Source organism: Micromonospora sp. NPDC005298 (genome assembly GCF_040607375.1).
In the GTDB taxonomy this organism is placed as follows: Bacteria; Actinomycetota; Actinomycetes; order Mycobacteriales; family Micromonosporaceae; genus Micromonospora.
The window spans coordinates 345,404-359,480 of record NZ_JBEXGP010000001.1 but is presented as its reverse complement, the minus strand read 5'-3'; the positions used below and the strand labels follow the sequence as shown (position 1 = coordinate 359,480).

General features: G+C 72.3%; 13 protein-coding genes. 7 read left to right on the top strand and 6 right to left on the bottom strand.

Annotated elements, in window-relative coordinates; genetic code table 11:
- Nucleotides 1–71: 71 nt before the first annotated feature.
- Nucleotides 72–1,082 (top strand): hypothetical protein, encoded by a 1,011-nt coding sequence (locus ABZS77_RS01770; RefSeq protein ID WP_354815574.1) that lies wholly within the window; start codon nucleotides 72–74, stop codon nucleotides 1,080–1,082.
- A gap of 758 nt (nucleotides 1,083–1,840) precedes the next feature.
- Nucleotides 1,841–3,556, top strand: a complete 1,716-nt coding sequence (locus ABZS77_RS01765; protein WP_354817083.1) for a chromosome partitioning protein — start codon at nucleotides 1,841–1,843, stop codon at nucleotides 3,554–3,556.
- Between the two features lie 43 nt (nucleotides 3,557–3,599).
- Here ABZS77_RS01765 and ABZS77_RS01760 read toward each other — a convergent pair whose 3' ends face one another.
- Nucleotides 3,600–4,028 (bottom strand): DUF3151 domain-containing protein, encoded by a 429-nt coding sequence (locus ABZS77_RS01760; RefSeq protein ID WP_354815571.1) that lies wholly within the window; start codon nucleotides 4,026–4,028, stop codon nucleotides 3,600–3,602.
- Nucleotides 4,029–4,277: 249 nt separating this feature from the next.
- Between ABZS77_RS01760 and ABZS77_RS01755 the strand changes: the two genes are divergently transcribed.
- Nucleotides 4,278–5,471: a hypothetical protein gene (locus ABZS77_RS01755; RefSeq protein WP_354815568.1), complete on the top strand. Its 1,194-nt coding sequence runs from the start codon at nucleotides 4,278–4,280 to the stop codon at nucleotides 5,469–5,471.
- A 50-nt stretch (nucleotides 5,472–5,521) separates the two neighbouring features.
- Here ABZS77_RS01755 and fbaA read toward each other — a convergent pair whose 3' ends face one another.
- Nucleotides 5,522–6,547: a class II fructose-bisphosphate aldolase gene (gene fbaA, locus ABZS77_RS01750; protein WP_354815565.1), complete on the bottom strand. Its 1,026-nt coding sequence runs from the start codon at nucleotides 6,545–6,547 to the stop codon at nucleotides 5,522–5,524.
- 135 nt (nucleotides 6,548–6,682) lie between these two features.
- Complete coding sequence (locus tag ABZS77_RS01745; RefSeq protein WP_354815562.1) at nucleotides 6,683–7,066, bottom strand: phage holin family protein; 384 nt, start codon at nucleotides 7,064–7,066, stop codon at nucleotides 6,683–6,685.
- A gap of 124 nt (nucleotides 7,067–7,190) precedes the next feature.
- On the opposite strand from ABZS77_RS01745, the gene ABZS77_RS01740 reads away from it, so the two are divergent.
- Both ABZS77_RS01740 and ABZS77_RS01735 read left to right on the top strand, forming a co-directional pair.
- Entirely contained in the window at nucleotides 7,191–7,403 is a 213-nt protein-coding gene (locus ABZS77_RS01740; protein WP_354815559.1) for a hypothetical protein, read from the top strand.
- A 142-nt stretch (nucleotides 7,404–7,545) separates the two neighbouring features.
- Nucleotides 7,546–9,138, top strand: a complete 1,593-nt coding sequence (locus tag ABZS77_RS01735; protein WP_354815556.1) for an LPXTG cell wall anchor domain-containing protein — start codon at nucleotides 7,546–7,548, stop codon at nucleotides 9,136–9,138.
- Between the two features lie 112 nt (nucleotides 9,139–9,250).
- Here ABZS77_RS01735 and ABZS77_RS01730 read toward each other — a convergent pair whose 3' ends face one another.
- On the bottom strand, nucleotides 9,251–10,312 hold the full coding sequence (locus ABZS77_RS01730) for an LCP family protein (protein ID WP_354815553.1): 1,062 nt from the start codon (nucleotides 10,310–10,312) through the stop codon (nucleotides 9,251–9,253).
- Nucleotides 10,309–10,794 (bottom strand): SigE family RNA polymerase sigma factor, encoded by a 486-nt coding sequence (locus ABZS77_RS01725; RefSeq protein WP_354815550.1) that lies wholly within the window; start codon nucleotides 10,792–10,794, stop codon nucleotides 10,309–10,311. Before ABZS77_RS01725 ends, ABZS77_RS01730 begins: the two co-directional genes overlap by 4 nt.
- 180 nt (nucleotides 10,795–10,974) lie before the next feature.
- On the opposite strand from ABZS77_RS01725, the gene ABZS77_RS01720 reads away from it, so the two are divergent.
- Nucleotides 10,975–12,537, top strand: coding sequence for an LPXTG cell wall anchor domain-containing protein (locus ABZS77_RS01720; RefSeq protein WP_354815547.1), 1,563 nt, complete (start codon nucleotides 10,975–10,977; stop codon nucleotides 12,535–12,537).
- 164 nt (nucleotides 12,538–12,701) lie between these two features.
- Complete coding sequence (locus ABZS77_RS01715) at nucleotides 12,702–13,481, top strand: DedA family protein (RefSeq protein ID WP_354817080.1); 780 nt, start codon at nucleotides 12,702–12,704, stop codon at nucleotides 13,479–13,481.
- A gap of 168 nt (nucleotides 13,482–13,649) precedes the next feature.
- Here ABZS77_RS01715 and ABZS77_RS01710 read toward each other — a convergent pair whose 3' ends face one another.
- Nucleotides 13,650–14,027: a metalloregulator ArsR/SmtB family transcription factor gene (locus ABZS77_RS01710; protein WP_030332125.1), complete on the bottom strand. Its 378-nt coding sequence runs from the start codon at nucleotides 14,025–14,027 to the stop codon at nucleotides 13,650–13,652.
- Nucleotides 14,028–14,077 lie beyond the last annotated feature (50 nt).

Genomic DNA, 14,077 nt, shown 5'->3' with positions numbered 1-14,077 from the left:
GGGGTGTCAGGTTAACAAGTAGTGACGGCGCGGCCGGCAGGGGTCGCGGCGAGAGGCAGGAGGCTCCTTCCGTGTACGACGTGGTGCTGCTCACCCTCGATTCGGAGCGGGACGCTTCCGGGGGCTGCGGCAGCGGCGGGGCCTGCTGCGGCGGCGCGACCGAGTCCGACAAGACCCCGGGGGCCGGCGACGCGGAGCACTGCGCCACCGATCGGCCCCGTGTTCCCGTGTTGGCCTGCGCGGACGCGCTGAACGCGCGCGGTGCCCGCGTACAGACGGTCACCGCCCGCTCGAACGCGGAGATCGACGAGGTGTTGGCGCTGTTCGACGGGCCGGCCCGTCCCGACGGCCTGACCTGGCCCGACCCGGACAGCAAGACCCGGCTGGTCGTCGCGACGGCCAGCGACGGGCAGTTGCGGGCCGTGCTGCGCCGGCTGGTCCGGCGGTACGCGCCGGCGCCGAGTCGCCGCCCCGTCGACCTGCCCGACGGCCGGACCGTGCCCGACCTGCCGCCGGTGGCCGTACTGCCGCTCGACCCGGCGCGCAGCGGCAACCAGCGGGATCTGGCCGCGCAGCTCGGCCTGCCGCGCGACCCGGCGGCGGTGGCCGCCGCGGTGCTCGACGGCACGCCGCGTCGGCTGGACCTGCTGCGCAACGACGGCGGCTCGGTGACTCTGGACGGCGCTCTGCTCGGCGCCGCCGACGACGCGGGCCGGCCGCTGCACTGGCGGGCCCGGGTGGAGGTGGACGACACCGTCCTCACCAACGGTGACGAACCGCTGCTGGCGTGCGCGGTGGGCAACGCCGGCGGGTACGCGTCGCTCGACGACGTGACGTTGCTGGCCGCGCCGGATCCGGCCGACGGCCAGGTCGAGGTCGCGGTGGCCGTTCCGGTGGTCGTCCGCTCGGCGTTGGGCCGCAAGCGGGTACGCCTGGAGGTACGCCGGGCTCGCGGGCGGGCCGTGTCGGTGCTGCCCCGGGAGGGGAAGGTGCCCTACCTCGACGACGGCGTCGAGGCCGAGCTGACCCGGAAGCGGTCCTGGTGGATCGAACCGGGTGCCTGGGCGGTCTGGTTGGTCTGACCGGCTGCGTCGACCGGCCCCGGTCGGCGGGTGCGCCTATCCTCGCAGGAGGACTGGGGAGGGCCGTAATGGACGAAAACGCCGACCGGGCGCGGAAGCCCGGCCAGCAGCCGGTGCCGGAGCGGGACATCGAGCCGCTGTGGCCGCCGGATCCGGCAGATCCGGGCGCGGCTGGTGTGGTGCCGCCGTGGGCGTCGGTCGTCGAGCAGCGGGGTACGCCGCCGTCGACCGCGCAGTCGCCGGTGACTCCACCGGTGGCGGCGCCGCCGATCGGCCGCCCACCGGTTCCCGGGCAGCCCGGCGCGCCGGCGCTGCCTCCACCGTCGCCGTCGGACTACCCGTCGCTCACCGGTGCGGTGCCGGCACCCGGCGGCTGGGGAGCAAACGGCCCCGCCTCGGGTTGGGCGCCGGCGCAGCCGAGCTGGCCTCCGCCGGCCGACCCGGCCGCGCCCTCCGCCCCGCCGAACGGCGCGGCGACCGGCACGGTCCATCCGGCGGCGACCCCGGGCGGGCCGGCGGGCAGCGACGCGCCGGGCACGCCCGGCGTTCCCGCACCCGGCACGCCGGCACCGGGCTTTCCCGCACCCGGCACCACGGCACCCGGCGTCCCCGCACACGACACCACGGCACCCGGCACGCCAGCACCTGGCACCCCCGCACCCGGCACGGCCGCGGCGTCCGGGCGGGCGGGCACCACCACCGGCACGGCGACTCCGGCGGCCGCCGCTTCCCCGACTCCGGGCGGGGTGGATCTGGACATGCCGTTCTCTCTGGACCGTCCGGTGGCGTCGGCCACGCCGACCGGTGGTCCCGGCGGCGGCTCGGCCCCGGACGGCCCGAACGCCCGCGGCGCAGACGACGTGACAGCCACGCCGACGAGCACGACGGAGCGGCCGGCGGCAGCGGGCCGGCCGACGAGCACGACAGACCTGCCGGCGGCAGCCGACCGGCCGGCGGTGACAGACGGGCCGGCCGTGACCGCCGGGCCGGTGGCGACGGGACCGGAGACCTCCGGTGCGGCGACGTCCGGGCCGACGCCGGCCGCACCGCAGGGTGGTGGTGCCGCGCAGGACGGGCCGGCTGTCGGAACGGCGCGACCGACCACCGATTCACCCTGGGCGTACCCGCCGCAGCGGCCGGCCGGCGCGGCCGGACCCGCCTCCGAGGAGGCGGCCACCCAGACGCCCCCGATTCCCGCCCCGCCCACCGTGCCGCCAGGCGGTTCGACCGTTCCGCAGGCCGGCGGTGGGCAGACGTACACCGGTCAGTCCTACTCCCCGGGGATCCCGGGCCAGGTTCCGCTGCCGCCGCCACCGGACCCGTCGCAGTTCGGTGACCCGGCGTCCGGTGGGGCCGTACCCCAGCAGGGTGGCGCCGCGGCACCGCCGGGGCCGTTCCCGCCGTCGCCGGCCTGGTATCCCCCGCCGTGGCAGCAGGGCACGCCGGGAGTGCCGCCACCGCCTCCCCAGCACTTCCAGGAGGCTGACGGGGCGAGCCGGGGGCCGGCCGCCGGCTACCCGGACGCCGCCTGGGCACCGGAGAGCGCCGCCGCGCCGACCGCCGAGGACTTCGCCAGGCGTCGACAGGTCCGCCCGCCCGAGCCGGTGGCGACCATGGGCGTACGGGCGGTGGTCAACAAGATGGGCCTGCTGCGGCTGTCGCCCGGAAGGCACGAGCAGGAGCTCAAGCGGGACATCGAGATGGTGCGCCGCAACTTCGGCGGCCTGCGGCAGGTGACCGTGGTCAACCCGAAGGGTGGCGCTGGCAAGACGGTGGCCATCCTGCTGCTCGCCATGACGTTCGGGCAGAAGCGCGGCGGTTACGTGCTGGCCTGGGACAACAACGAGACCCAGGGCACCCTGGGGATGCGCGCCCAGCAGGACTTCCACTCGCGCACGGTGCGGGACATGCTGCGTGACCTCGGCCAGTTCCAGGGTGCGCACGGGCGGGTCGGTGACCTGTCGCAGTACGTCCGCTCGCAGGGCGAGGGGATGTTCGACGTGCTCGCCTCGGACGAGTCGGCCACCGGCGGCGAGATGCTGACGGCTGCCGCGTTCGCCGAGATCCGCGAGGTGGTCAGCCGGTTCTACAAGTTGATCTTCGTGGACACCGGCAACAATGTACGGGCGCAGAACTGGCAGGCCTCGATGGACGCCACCGACCAGTTGGTGGTCACCATGTCGGCCCGTAACGACTCGGCGGAGACCGCCGCCCGGATGCTCGACCACCTGGAGCAGAGCGGCCGGCAACGGCTGGTCCGGCAGGCGGTGACAGTGGTGTCGATGCCGCCGTCGCGCAAGGAGATCGACCTGCCGGCGATCCAGGAACACTTCGCGGCCCGTACGCGGGCGGTGCTGCTGGCCCCGTACGAGCGACTCATCGACAGTGGGGAGCCGATCCGGTACGGCGGGCTCTCCTCGGCCACCCGGGACGCCTGGCTGAAGATCGCCGCGGCGGTCGCCGAGGGGTTGTAGCCCACCGAAGGCCGGCCCGGTACCGGGCCGGCCTTCGGACGGGTCAGTTGCTGGCCAGCGCGTCCGCCGCCGAGGGGTCGCAGTCACGCAGGAACTGGGCGCAGCGGGCCGCCTCGTCGGCCTCGCCGATCTCGTCGGCGGCCCGGGAGAGCACGTACAGGCAGCGCAGGAAGCCACGGTTCGGCTCGTGCGACCACGGCACCGGGCCGTGCCCCTTCCACCCGCTGCGGCGCAGCTGGTCCAGGCCGCGGTGGTAACCGGTGCGCGCGTACGCGTACCCCGTCACCACCTGGCCCTGGGCGAACGCGCGGGCGGCGAGCGCGGCCCAGGCCGCGCTGTAGGTCGGGAACCGAGCCGCCACCTGGGTGAACGCCTCGTCGGTGCCGGCCTCCTCGGCGGCGGCCAGGACGGCGTCAGCCTCGTCGTGCGCGGGCAGGAGGGTGGCCGGTGGCTCTGGCAAAAGGTTCTGCATCGCCCCATTCAACCCGCTGGACAGGGCGACACGCGAGCGGGTCGGCCGGCGCGTTCCGCTGAACGGCTGAGGGTTTGCTCACGCCTGCGGCCTATGCCGCCGGCAGGTGTTTTCCACTACAACTAATAGTCCGGAGCCTCCCCAGGAACCGGTTACGCAGGAGCCCGGCGGCCACGACCACCGGGCTCCTGTCGCGTCAGCCCCGGCCCCCGGGTTTGGCCGGTGGTGGCGGGCGGGCAGGATTGCCGCGTGCCGACCCCACCTCCCGCGGACGTCATCGAGCCGCACCTGCACGCGAACGAGATCCAGACCCGCGACGAGTTCGACAGGCAGTTGACCACCGGTCGACTGACCGGCCTGACCGTGCAGGGGCTACGCCTCGACCTCGACCCGGCGCCCGACCTGACCGGCGTCGACGTCGCCGGCACCCTCTTCGTGGGTTGCCGCTTCGCCTCCCGGGACGTGGGCGCGGACCTGGTCCGGCGCGGCGCGAACGTGGTGCCGCCGTTCTCCGGGCTGCCGTACCCGACCCAGCCGACGCACCTCTACACCCCCGAGGAGTTGGCCGCCGGGTTCGCCGAGGGCGGGTTCGCCGGGATGTACGACACCCGGGTGTACGAGCACTACCGGGCGCACGGTGGGGCGCTGCCGGACGTCAAGGAGGCGCTCGGCCAGCGGCTGCACGACCACGGCGTGGACAACGCGCTCGGCGACGCCACCCGGGCCTGGCTGTCCGCGTACGGGCCGCAGTCGGTGGTGGGCATCATGGGCGGGCACGCGGTGCGGCGCGGCAGCGCGGCGTACCGGATGGCGGCCGTGCTGGGGTGGGAGCTGGCGCGGGCCGACCGGCTCGTGGTGACGGGCGGCGGGCCCGGCGTGATGGAGGCGGCGAACCTCGGCGCGTACCTGGCGGACCAGCCGGCGGCGGAGCTGACAGCGGCGATCGACCTGCTGGCGGCGGCGCCCGACTTCACCGACCACCACCGGTACACGGCGGCGGCGCTGGCGGTCCGGCAGCGGTACGCGGCGGTGCCCCGGCAGCGCGGCACCGACGCGGGGTGGGCGCGGGCCGGCGGGTTGGCCATCCCGACCTGGCTGTACGGGCACGAGCCGGCGAACCTGTTCGCCGGTCGGATCGCCAAGTACTTCTCCAACGCGATCCGGGAGGACACCATCCTGCGGCTCGCCCGGGGCGGCATCGTCTTCGCCCCGGGGCGGGCGGGCACCGTGCAGGAGGTGTTCCAGGCGGCCACGAAGACCTACTACGGCACCGACGGGGCGAGCGGCGCGTACATCTTCCTGGACCGTGGCTACTGGACCACTGAGCTGCCGGTGGAGGCGTTGCTGCGCCCGCTGTTGGCGGCCTCACCGTTCGGTGACCTGTCGGCGACGATCCACCTCACCGACGACGTCCGCGAGGCCGTCCGCCTGTTGACGACCTGACGGCGACGGCCGGCTCCCCGCTAGGAGAGCCGGCCGTCGGTCGAGCGTCGTTACTTGGCCATCGTGGTGCCGGTGGAGCGCAGGTGCTCGCACGCCTCGACGACCCGGGCGGCCAGGCCGGCCTCGGCGGCCTTGCCCCAGGTACGCGGGTCGTACTGCTTCTTGTTGCCGACCTCGCCGTCGATCTTCAGCACGCCGTCGTAGTTGCGGAGCATGTGGTCCGCGACGGGCCGGGTGAAAGCGTACTGGGTGTCGGTGTCGATGTTCATCTTCACGACGCCGTAGTCCAGTGCCTCACGGATCTCGCTCAGCAGCGAGCCGGAGCCGCCGTGGAAGACCAGGCTGAGCGGCTTGTCCTTGCCGTACTTGGCGCCGACCGCCTCCTGGATCTGGTTGAGGATCTCGGGGCGGAGCTTGACGTTGCCCGGCTTGTAGACGCCGTGCACGTTGCCGAAGGTCAGCGCCGCCATGTAGCGGCCCTTCTCGCCGAGGCCGAGCGCCTCGACCATGGCCAGGCCGTCCTCGACCGTGGTGTAGAGCTTGTCGTTGATGGCGTTCTCGACGCCGTCCTCCTCGCCACCGACGACGCCGACCTCGATCTCGAGGACGATCTTGCCCTTGGCGGCCTCGTCGAGGAGCTGCGACGCGATCTGGAGGTTCTCGGCGACCGGCACGGCCGACCCGTCCCACATGTGCGACTGGTACAGCGGCTGCTCGCCGCGCTTCACGCGCTCCTGCGAGATGCCCATCAGCGGACGCACGAACCCGTCCAGCTTGTCCTTCGGGCAGTGGTCGGTGTGCAGCGCGATGTTGACCGGGTACTTCTTGGCCACCTCGTGCGCGTACGCGGCGAACGCCACCGCGCCGGTGACCATGTCCTTGATCGAGGGGCCGGACAGGTACTCGGCGCCACCCGTGGATACCTGGATGATGCCGTCGCTCTCCGCGTCGGCGAAGCCCTTGAGCGCCGCGTTCAGCGTCTGGGAGGAGGTCACGTTGATCGCGGGGTACGCGTACCGGCCGGCCTTGGCGCGGTCCAGCATCTCCGCGTAAGCCTCGGGGGAAGCGATGGGCATGTGATGCGCTCCTTACTTACCACTCTCGGCCGTGCTGGCCGCTGTTGTTCACGTGTGCGCCGGACCGCGCTGTCCTCCACCCGGAAGTATCCCGTAGGTGGGGTGCGTCGGAACAACCGACCCGGGTACGGCCGTTCACCGCCGGTCCAGGTGGTCCGGCACGATGACGCTGATCAACCAGGTGACCACGGTCATCACGATCGCTCCCCAGAAGGCCGGCCAGAAACCGTCCACCTGGAACGGCAGGTCGAGCCCGCGGGCGATCCGGTCGGTGAGCAGGAAGAGCAGCGCGTTGACGACCAGCGCGAACAGGCCGAGGGTCAGCAGGTAGAACACGCAGCCGACGACCCTGATCACGGGCTTGAGCACCGCGTTGATCACCCCGAAGATCAGAGCGACCACGATCAGCGTGAGGGCGGTGTTGCCACCCGAGCGGCCGTGCACATCGACCCCGGGCACGATCAGCGTGGTTATCCACAGCGCGACCGCGGTGATCGCCAGTCGAATGAGGAAGCCCACGCCTCCATCCTGGCATCGGCGCGCACCCCCGAGGGGTGATTCCGCCGACTCGGCTTCCGGGCGTGCCGCCTGCCCAGCCCGTACGGTGGGTGGGGACCGTGCACCGAGACCCCCGGGAGGGACGATGGGTCAGCCTGACGAGGACTTCACACCCGGCGACCACCTCGCCGCGGACGAGCGTGACCCCGAGGCGGAGCCGGCCGACGCGGTCGAGCAGGCCACGGTGGTCGGCCCCGCCGACGTCGACAGCGAGCCGCACCGCGGCTTGGAGGTCGACGACTGGGACGCGATGGAGCAGGCCCGGGTGGTCACCGGGGACGAGGACGACTACCGCTAGCCACCGGGGCCGACCGCCTTTTGCGGCAGAGCTGGTCAGCCGTTCGGGTTTTTTGACGGACATCTATCCGTCAGAGCCACCAGAGATGCCGCCGTCTCCCTAGGTTGGACGGGCGCCACCGTATCCCACGGGAGGACCCTCCATGTTCAGACACCCGATCCGCTGGCTGGCAGGCCTCGGCGCCGCAGGCGTGTTCGTCGCCGCCGCAGGCGCGTTCGTCGCCGTCGCCGCCACCCCCGCCCTGGCCGCCGCCGCGCCCACGGTGGAGCCCTACTTCCAGAACTCCACCCTGGCCGTCGGCTCGGCGCCGGTCACCCGCCGGTTGTTCCTGTTCGCCGACGGGCCGACGGTCCTCACCGACGTCTCCCTGCGGTACGACTACCGCTCCCTGGCCAACAAGATCACTGTTGCCCCGGCCGACGGTCAGACGTGCACAGCGCCGGAGCCGGGTGTCCTGGTCTGCGATGATCCCTACGGCATCGAACTCAGCGAACTGCCGCCGCTGGGCAGCGGTATCCACCGCGGCGTGGCCGATCGGGTGCGCATCGCCGCCACCGACGACGCGCAGCTCGGCGACTCCGGCGACATCGCGGTCAGCTTCGAGGCGGCCGGCGGGCAGCGCGGCAGTTACACCTCACAGGTCCGCATCGGCGAGGGGGTCGACCTGGCCGGCGGTCCGTTCACCGACCACTCCGCCACACCGGGCGCGACGGTCACGCTGCCGCTGGTCGTGGCCAACGCCGGCGCCACGACCGTCCGGGGTTTCGTCGCGGTCTTCGACCTGCGCTACTCGTTCCGGGCCACGGACCGGTTCAGCAACTGCCTCTACTCCGGCGACCACCTGCTCTCCTGCCAGTTCGACGAGGAGATCCCGGCCGGCGAGGCGGTCGGCACCACGTTGGACTTCCAACTCGCCAGGGACACCTACGCCCCGAGCAACCAGTCCGGCTACGCCCAGTTCATGACCAAGGCCGACTTCGAGGACCTGGGCCGGGTACGCGACGCCGTCGGCGCCCGGGCGGCCACCCGCGGCGGCGGCGCGAAGCTGACCCTGGCCGACGCTCCCAGCAGGATGCGGCAGGCCGACCAGACCGACGTCGGCCCCGGCTTCGACTACACCGGTTGGAACGTCAAGGTCACCGGCAGGAACGGCACCGACCTCGCGGCCATCGGCGACACCCTCAAGGGCGGCGTCGGCGCGGTCGTCACGGCAACCGTCGGCTTCCGGAACAACGGCCCGGCGACGCTCGACAAGGTGAACGCGGACTACGAGGCCGCCACCCACACGGACGTCGAACTGCCGCCGGGCACCACCGCTGTCCGGATCCCCCTCGGTTGCCACCTGCGCCAGGGCACCCGGACCTACCTGTGCGCCTCGGACATGCTCCTGGTGGCAGGCAAGAGCTACACCATGGAGTTCCAGGTACGCATCGACAGGGTCATCCCCAACGCCCGGGGTGCGGTGCGGGTCAACGCGCCGTGCGAATGCCCCGCCGGCGGCAGCTTCGGGGACGACATCAAACCGGCCAACGACAGGGCCACGATCCTGGTCAACGCGCGGGCCGCCGGCGGTGGCCAGGGTGACGGCAGCGGTGGCGGTGGCGGTGGCGGTGGCACGCTACCCATCACCGGTGCCCCCACCGGCCTGCTCGCCGGGATCGGTGCCCTGCTGCTCGTCGCCGGTGTTGCCAGCTACCTGCTCGCCCGACGCCGACCCGCGCGCTTCCTCGCCTGACCCGGCCGCCCGGCTCCCGCCCCGCCGTCCGTACCTGGCCGGCGGGGCGCACGGCCCGGGCGGATCGGGTGGCCCGGCAGCGGTGGGCCCCCATGCGGGGCTACCTCGTCGGTCATCGGATGCGGTTGACCTGCTCCGGGTGCTGCGCCGCCCACTGCGCCAACCGATCCTCCCGCAGCGCGGCGAGGAACGCCGGGCCATCCTTCGGGTCCAGCGGCAGCCGTGACGGGCCTTCCGCAGGCGCGCCGACCGGGAGACTGAGCCCCACCGGGTCGACGCTCCTGAGCGTCGGCAGCACCGCCACCAGCCTGCCCAGTGACAGACCTTCGTCATCGACCGTCAGTTCCCGACCGGCGGCCGACAGCAGCGCGGCCAACGTGACCGGATTGGTCAACACGTCCCGCTCGGCGGCCCGCCGGATCAACCCCGCGACATAGCGCTGGGCGTTCCGGTCGCGATCGAGCGCACCGGCCGGCAGGTCCCGCCGCTGACGCAGCAGGTCGACCGAGGCGGCACCGTCGAGCCGCTGACAGCCGGCCGGGAAGACCCGGCGGGTGTGCCAGGACCGGACCTCGTCCGGCAGGCAGACATCCACCCCGTCGACGGCCTCGGTGATCCGGCGCAGCCCCGCGAAGGTGAGCACCGCGCCAGCGTCGACAGGTACCCCGATCAGGTCCGCGACCACCCGGCGGGTCAGGTCGTACCCGGCGTCCAGGTCCGGCCGGGGCTCACCGGCACCCGTGAAGAACGCGGCGTTGAGCTTGTCGGTCCCACGGCCGGGGATCGACACCTCCAGGTCGCGCGGCAACGAGATGAGGTACGGCCGGCTCCGGTCGGCCGGAATGTGCACCAGCAGAATCGAGTCCGCCAACCGGTACGGCGGTGCCCCGCCGAGTCCGTCGACGCCGAGCAGCAGGACATTCAGCGACCCGTTCGGCGAGTCAGCCGGTAGGCCGGACAGCGACGGCACCTCGACGGCCCGCTCGGGACGCAACTGGGGTACGCCGGCCCCGAGCGCGGCGACGAGGCAGAGCGTGACGCCTGCGGCCCGGAACCGCCGCCGACGGCGACGCCGACGCGCCACCAGGCGTTCGATCGTGGCCCGCAGCGGGCCGGTCGGCGGGGTCAGCGGCTCGTGCCGAGCGAAGGCGGCACGCAGGTCATCCTCGATCATGAGCGAACCTCCACGTACTCGGCCCGGAGCGTGGCCAGTGCCCGGGAGATGGACGAACGTACGGTCCCGACGGCACAGCCGAGGATCTCGGCGATCTCGGCGTCGGGCAGGTCCTCGTAGTACCGCAGCACGAGGGTCGCGCGTTGGCGGCGCGGCAGCCGGGACAGCCAGGACCAGATCTGGTCCCGGTCCACGGCCGACTGGGCGTGGTCGGCGGACGCCGGCACGGACTCGTCGGGCTCTCCGCGCAGCAGCACCCGGCGCATCCACGAGCCGCGCTTCCAGTCGACGTACTGGTTGGTGAGCATCCGGCGCACGTACCGCTCGGGCGAGTCCGCCCGGACGACCCGCCGCCAGTTCAACTGGACCCGGACCATCGTCTCCTGCACCAGATCCTGCGCCTGGTGCGGATCGCCGGTGAGCATCACCGCGTACCGCAGCAACGGTGCCAGTCGCGTGTCCGCGAACTCCTCGTACGTCACTGCACCTCCCGGGCTCCTGCCTCAGATGACGGGACCGGGTGGCCGGAACGTTGCGGTGACACTGATCAACCGTTCGGCTCGTGTTGGCTTCCCGAGGTCGCTCGGGCCGGTGGACAACCTTAGGGACTCCTTAAGATCCACGGGCTGCACCTGGATCTCCCTCACTGGAGGAACCCCCTCATGCTCACCCATTCCACCCGGCGTTGGCTCGCCGGGCTCGGCGTCGTAGGCGCGTTCGTCGCCGCCTCCGCCAGCCCCGCCGTCGCCGATCCCGCCCCGGAGTTCGATCTGTACTTCCAGGACGTCACGGTTGCCGCCGACTCGGCAGGCGTCGTGCGGTCTCCGACGCTGTACAGCAACGAGTCCACGGTGCTCAACGACGTCTCGGTCCGCTACGACTACCGCAGCCTCGCCGGCAAGATCACCCTGGCCGGCGAACGCAGCGACGACTGCGCCGCCGACGGGGAGGGCGTACTGCTCTGCCGCGAGTCCCTCCCGCTCACCGTCGACGAGCTCTACGGCGGTTTCTTCAACCAGATCGTCATCGCTCCCACCGACAAGGCGGCCACCGGCGACTCCGGCCAGCTGAAGATCAGCGTCAAGACCGCGGACAGGGAGGTCGCCAGCTACACCTCCCGCGTCCGGGTGGGCGAGGGCGTCGACCTGCAGGCCGGTCCCGACGCCACGGCGACGGCAGCGCCCGGCGGCAAGTTCCAGGCCCCGCTCGCGGTGTTCAACGCCGGCACGACCGAGATCGATGGTTTCGTGGTGCTGTTCGACAACGACTACGGCATCCGGACCACCGAACGGTTCGACAACTGCCTCTACTCCGAGGACTTCCTGTTCGCCTGCGAGTTCGACCAGAAGATCCCGACCTCCACCGGTCTGGCGACGACTCTCAACTACGAGCTGGCCAAGGACACGTACGCGCCGGGCCGCGAGTACGGCGGCGCCTGGTTCATGACTCCCGCTGATTTCGAGGACCTCCTCGGAGTCCGCGAGGAGGCGGGCGCCGAGCAGGCCCGCCGCGGCACCGGCAAGACGCTGTCGCTGAAGACGGTTTCCTCCGCCCGCATGGCTCGCGCCGCACAGACCGACACCGACCCCGACAACAACATCAGTGGGCTGCGGGTCGATGTGACCGGCAAGAACGGGGCCGACCTGGAGGCCGTCGGCGCCACGCTCACCGGCAAGAAGGGTGCGGTGCTGACCGCCGCGCTCGGTTTCCGCAACAACGGCCCGGCGACGCTCGACTACATCCGCAGCGATTCGCAGGTGACCTATGTCGACGTGACGGTCCCGACCGGCACCACCGCCGTCGAGGTTCCGATCGAGTGCGCACCGCGTACCGGCGACGACGCCGAGTGGGGCGAGGCCGGCACGCCCGGCGCCGCCTCGTACCGCTGCTACCCGGGGCCGTTCGCGCCCGCTGGCGAGGAGCTGACCGGTGAGTTCTCGTTCCGGATCGACAAGGTCGTCGCCAACGCCAGCGGCACCGTCAAGGTCAACGTGCCGTGCGAGTGCGAGGGCGGCTTCTACGCCGACCTGAAGCCGGCCAACGACACCGCAAAGATCCTGGTGAACGCGGGAAGCGGCCAGGGCGGCGGCGAGGGTGACGGCGGCGCGCTGCCGATCACCGGTGAGTCGACCGGCCTGATCGCCGGCATCGGCGCGCTGCTGCTCGCCGCGGGTGTCGGCGGCTACCTGGTGGCCAAGCGCCGCCGGACGCGCTTCGTCGCCTGATCCCTACCGCGCCAACCGGTGCCCCGCCGACCAGCCGGTCGGCGGGGCACCGTCGTCTGCGGCGACGGCGCGGGCGGGTGGGAAGGCCCGGTCCGGCGTGGCCCGAGGCTGCGCCTTCGGTACCCTTTGTGGCCGTGGACACAGCTGAGACGACCCGCGCTCTCATGGAGAGCGTCGCCCTGAACCCGCTCGACCCCAAGGAGCTGTTGCAGACCTTCGGGCTGATCGGCGTCTGGGTGATCCTCTTCGCCGAGACCGGCCTCCTGGTGGGCTTCTTCTTCCCGGGGGACTCGCTGCTGTTCCTCGCCGGCGTGGCCGCCTCGCCGGTGGCGGACGCCATCTTCGGCGACGGCACCCGGCTCTCCCTGGTCGGCCTGCTGATAGGTGGGCCGATCTGCGCGATCGCCGGTGCGCAACTGGGGCACTGGCTCGGGTCGCGGTACGGGCGGCCGATGTTCGAGCGGCCGAACTCGCGGCTCTTCAAGAAGGAGTACGTGGAGAAGGCCGAGTACTACTTCCAGAAGTTCGGCCCGGCGAAGGCCGTGGTGCTGGCGCGCTTCATCCCGATCGTCCGCACGTTCCTCAACCCGGTCGCCGGTGCGCTGGGCATGCCGGCCCGGCAGTTCCTGATCTGGAACATCGTCGGCGCGGTGCTCTGGGTGGACGGCATCCTGCTGATCGGCTACCTGCTGGCCGAGCAGATCTACCAGGCGATCGGGGACAAGATCGACCGCTACATCCTGCCGGTGGTCGCCCTGATCATCGTGATCTCGGTGCTGCCGATCTTCTTCGAGTTCCTGCGCGACCGGCGGGCACGTAAGCGCGGCGAGGCGGTCGCCGTGGTCGCGGCGGCGAGCGCCGCCGGTGCGGTGGACGCGGTCCGCGAGGCGTTCGACCACGACGAGCACGACCGGCGGCGTCCGGAGCACGGCCAGGACCGCTGAGCATCGGGTACGACGACGGCCGGCCCCTGGTGCGGGGGTCGGCCGTCGGCATGTCGGACCCGGCTCCGGCGGTGCGGCCGGGGTCGAGCAGGTGTCAGCGACCGGTGGCGCCACCCCTGGCTCGCCACCGGACACCGTCCCGGAGTGGGACGGTGCGCAGCGCCGACGTCAGCGGGCCTTCTTGGTGGCCCGCTTGCGCGGCGGGGTCAGCAGGTCCGCGATCGTGGCGATCGCACTCGGGACCAGGCTGTAGTACGCCCAGACACCGCGCTTCTCCCGCTGCAACAAGCCAGCCTCGGTGAGGATGCGCAGGTGGTGACTGACCGTCGGCTGGGAGAGGCCGAGAGGTGCGGTCAGGTCACAGACGCACGCCTCGCCCTCGGGGGCCGACTGGATCAGGCTGAGCAGCCGCAGCCGAGCAGGGTCGGCAAGGGCCTTGAGGACCCCCGCGAGACGCTCGGCATCGGCACGTTCGATCGGCTCGCCGTTAAGCGGCGAGATCTGAGGCATAGTCATTTCGGCCAACGCAGTTCCCACGTATTCCATCCTTCCACCAGCAGCATCGATCCGCCTGCATATCAGCAGATCCGAATCGG

Bases quoted from the DNA above. Each gene is read 5' to 3' on its own strand.
- ABZS77_RS01765 (WP_354817083.1), top strand. From the start codon at position 1,841: ATGCCGTTCTCTCTGGACCGTCCGGTGGCGTCGGCCACGCCGACCGGT.
- ABZS77_RS01760 (WP_354815571.1), bottom strand. From the start codon at position 4,028: ATGCAGAACCTTTTGCCAGAGCCACCGGCCACCCTCCTGCCCGCGCAC.
- fbaA (WP_354815565.1), bottom strand. From the start codon at position 6,547: ATGCCCATCGCTTCCCCCGAGGCTTACGCGGAGATGCTGGACCGCGCC.
- ABZS77_RS01740 (WP_354815559.1), top strand. From the start codon at position 7,191: ATGGGTCAGCCTGACGAGGACTTCACACCCGGCGACCACCTCGCCGCG.
- ABZS77_RS01735 (WP_354815556.1), top strand. From the start codon at position 7,546: ATGTTCAGACACCCGATCCGCTGGCTGGCAGGCCTCGGCGCCGCAGGC.
- ABZS77_RS01730 (WP_354815553.1), bottom strand. From the start codon at position 10,312: ATGATCGAGGATGACCTGCGTGCCGCCTTCGCTCGGCACGAGCCGCTG.
- ABZS77_RS01720 (WP_354815547.1), top strand. From the start codon at position 10,975: ATGCTCACCCATTCCACCCGGCGTTGGCTCGCCGGGCTCGGCGTCGTA.
- ABZS77_RS01715 (WP_354817080.1), top strand. From the start codon at position 12,702: ATGGAGAGCGTCGCCCTGAACCCGCTCGACCCCAAGGAGCTGTTGCAG.
- ABZS77_RS01710 (WP_030332125.1), bottom strand. From the start codon at position 14,027: ATGGAATACGTGGGAACTGCGTTGGCCGAAATGACTATGCCTCAGATC.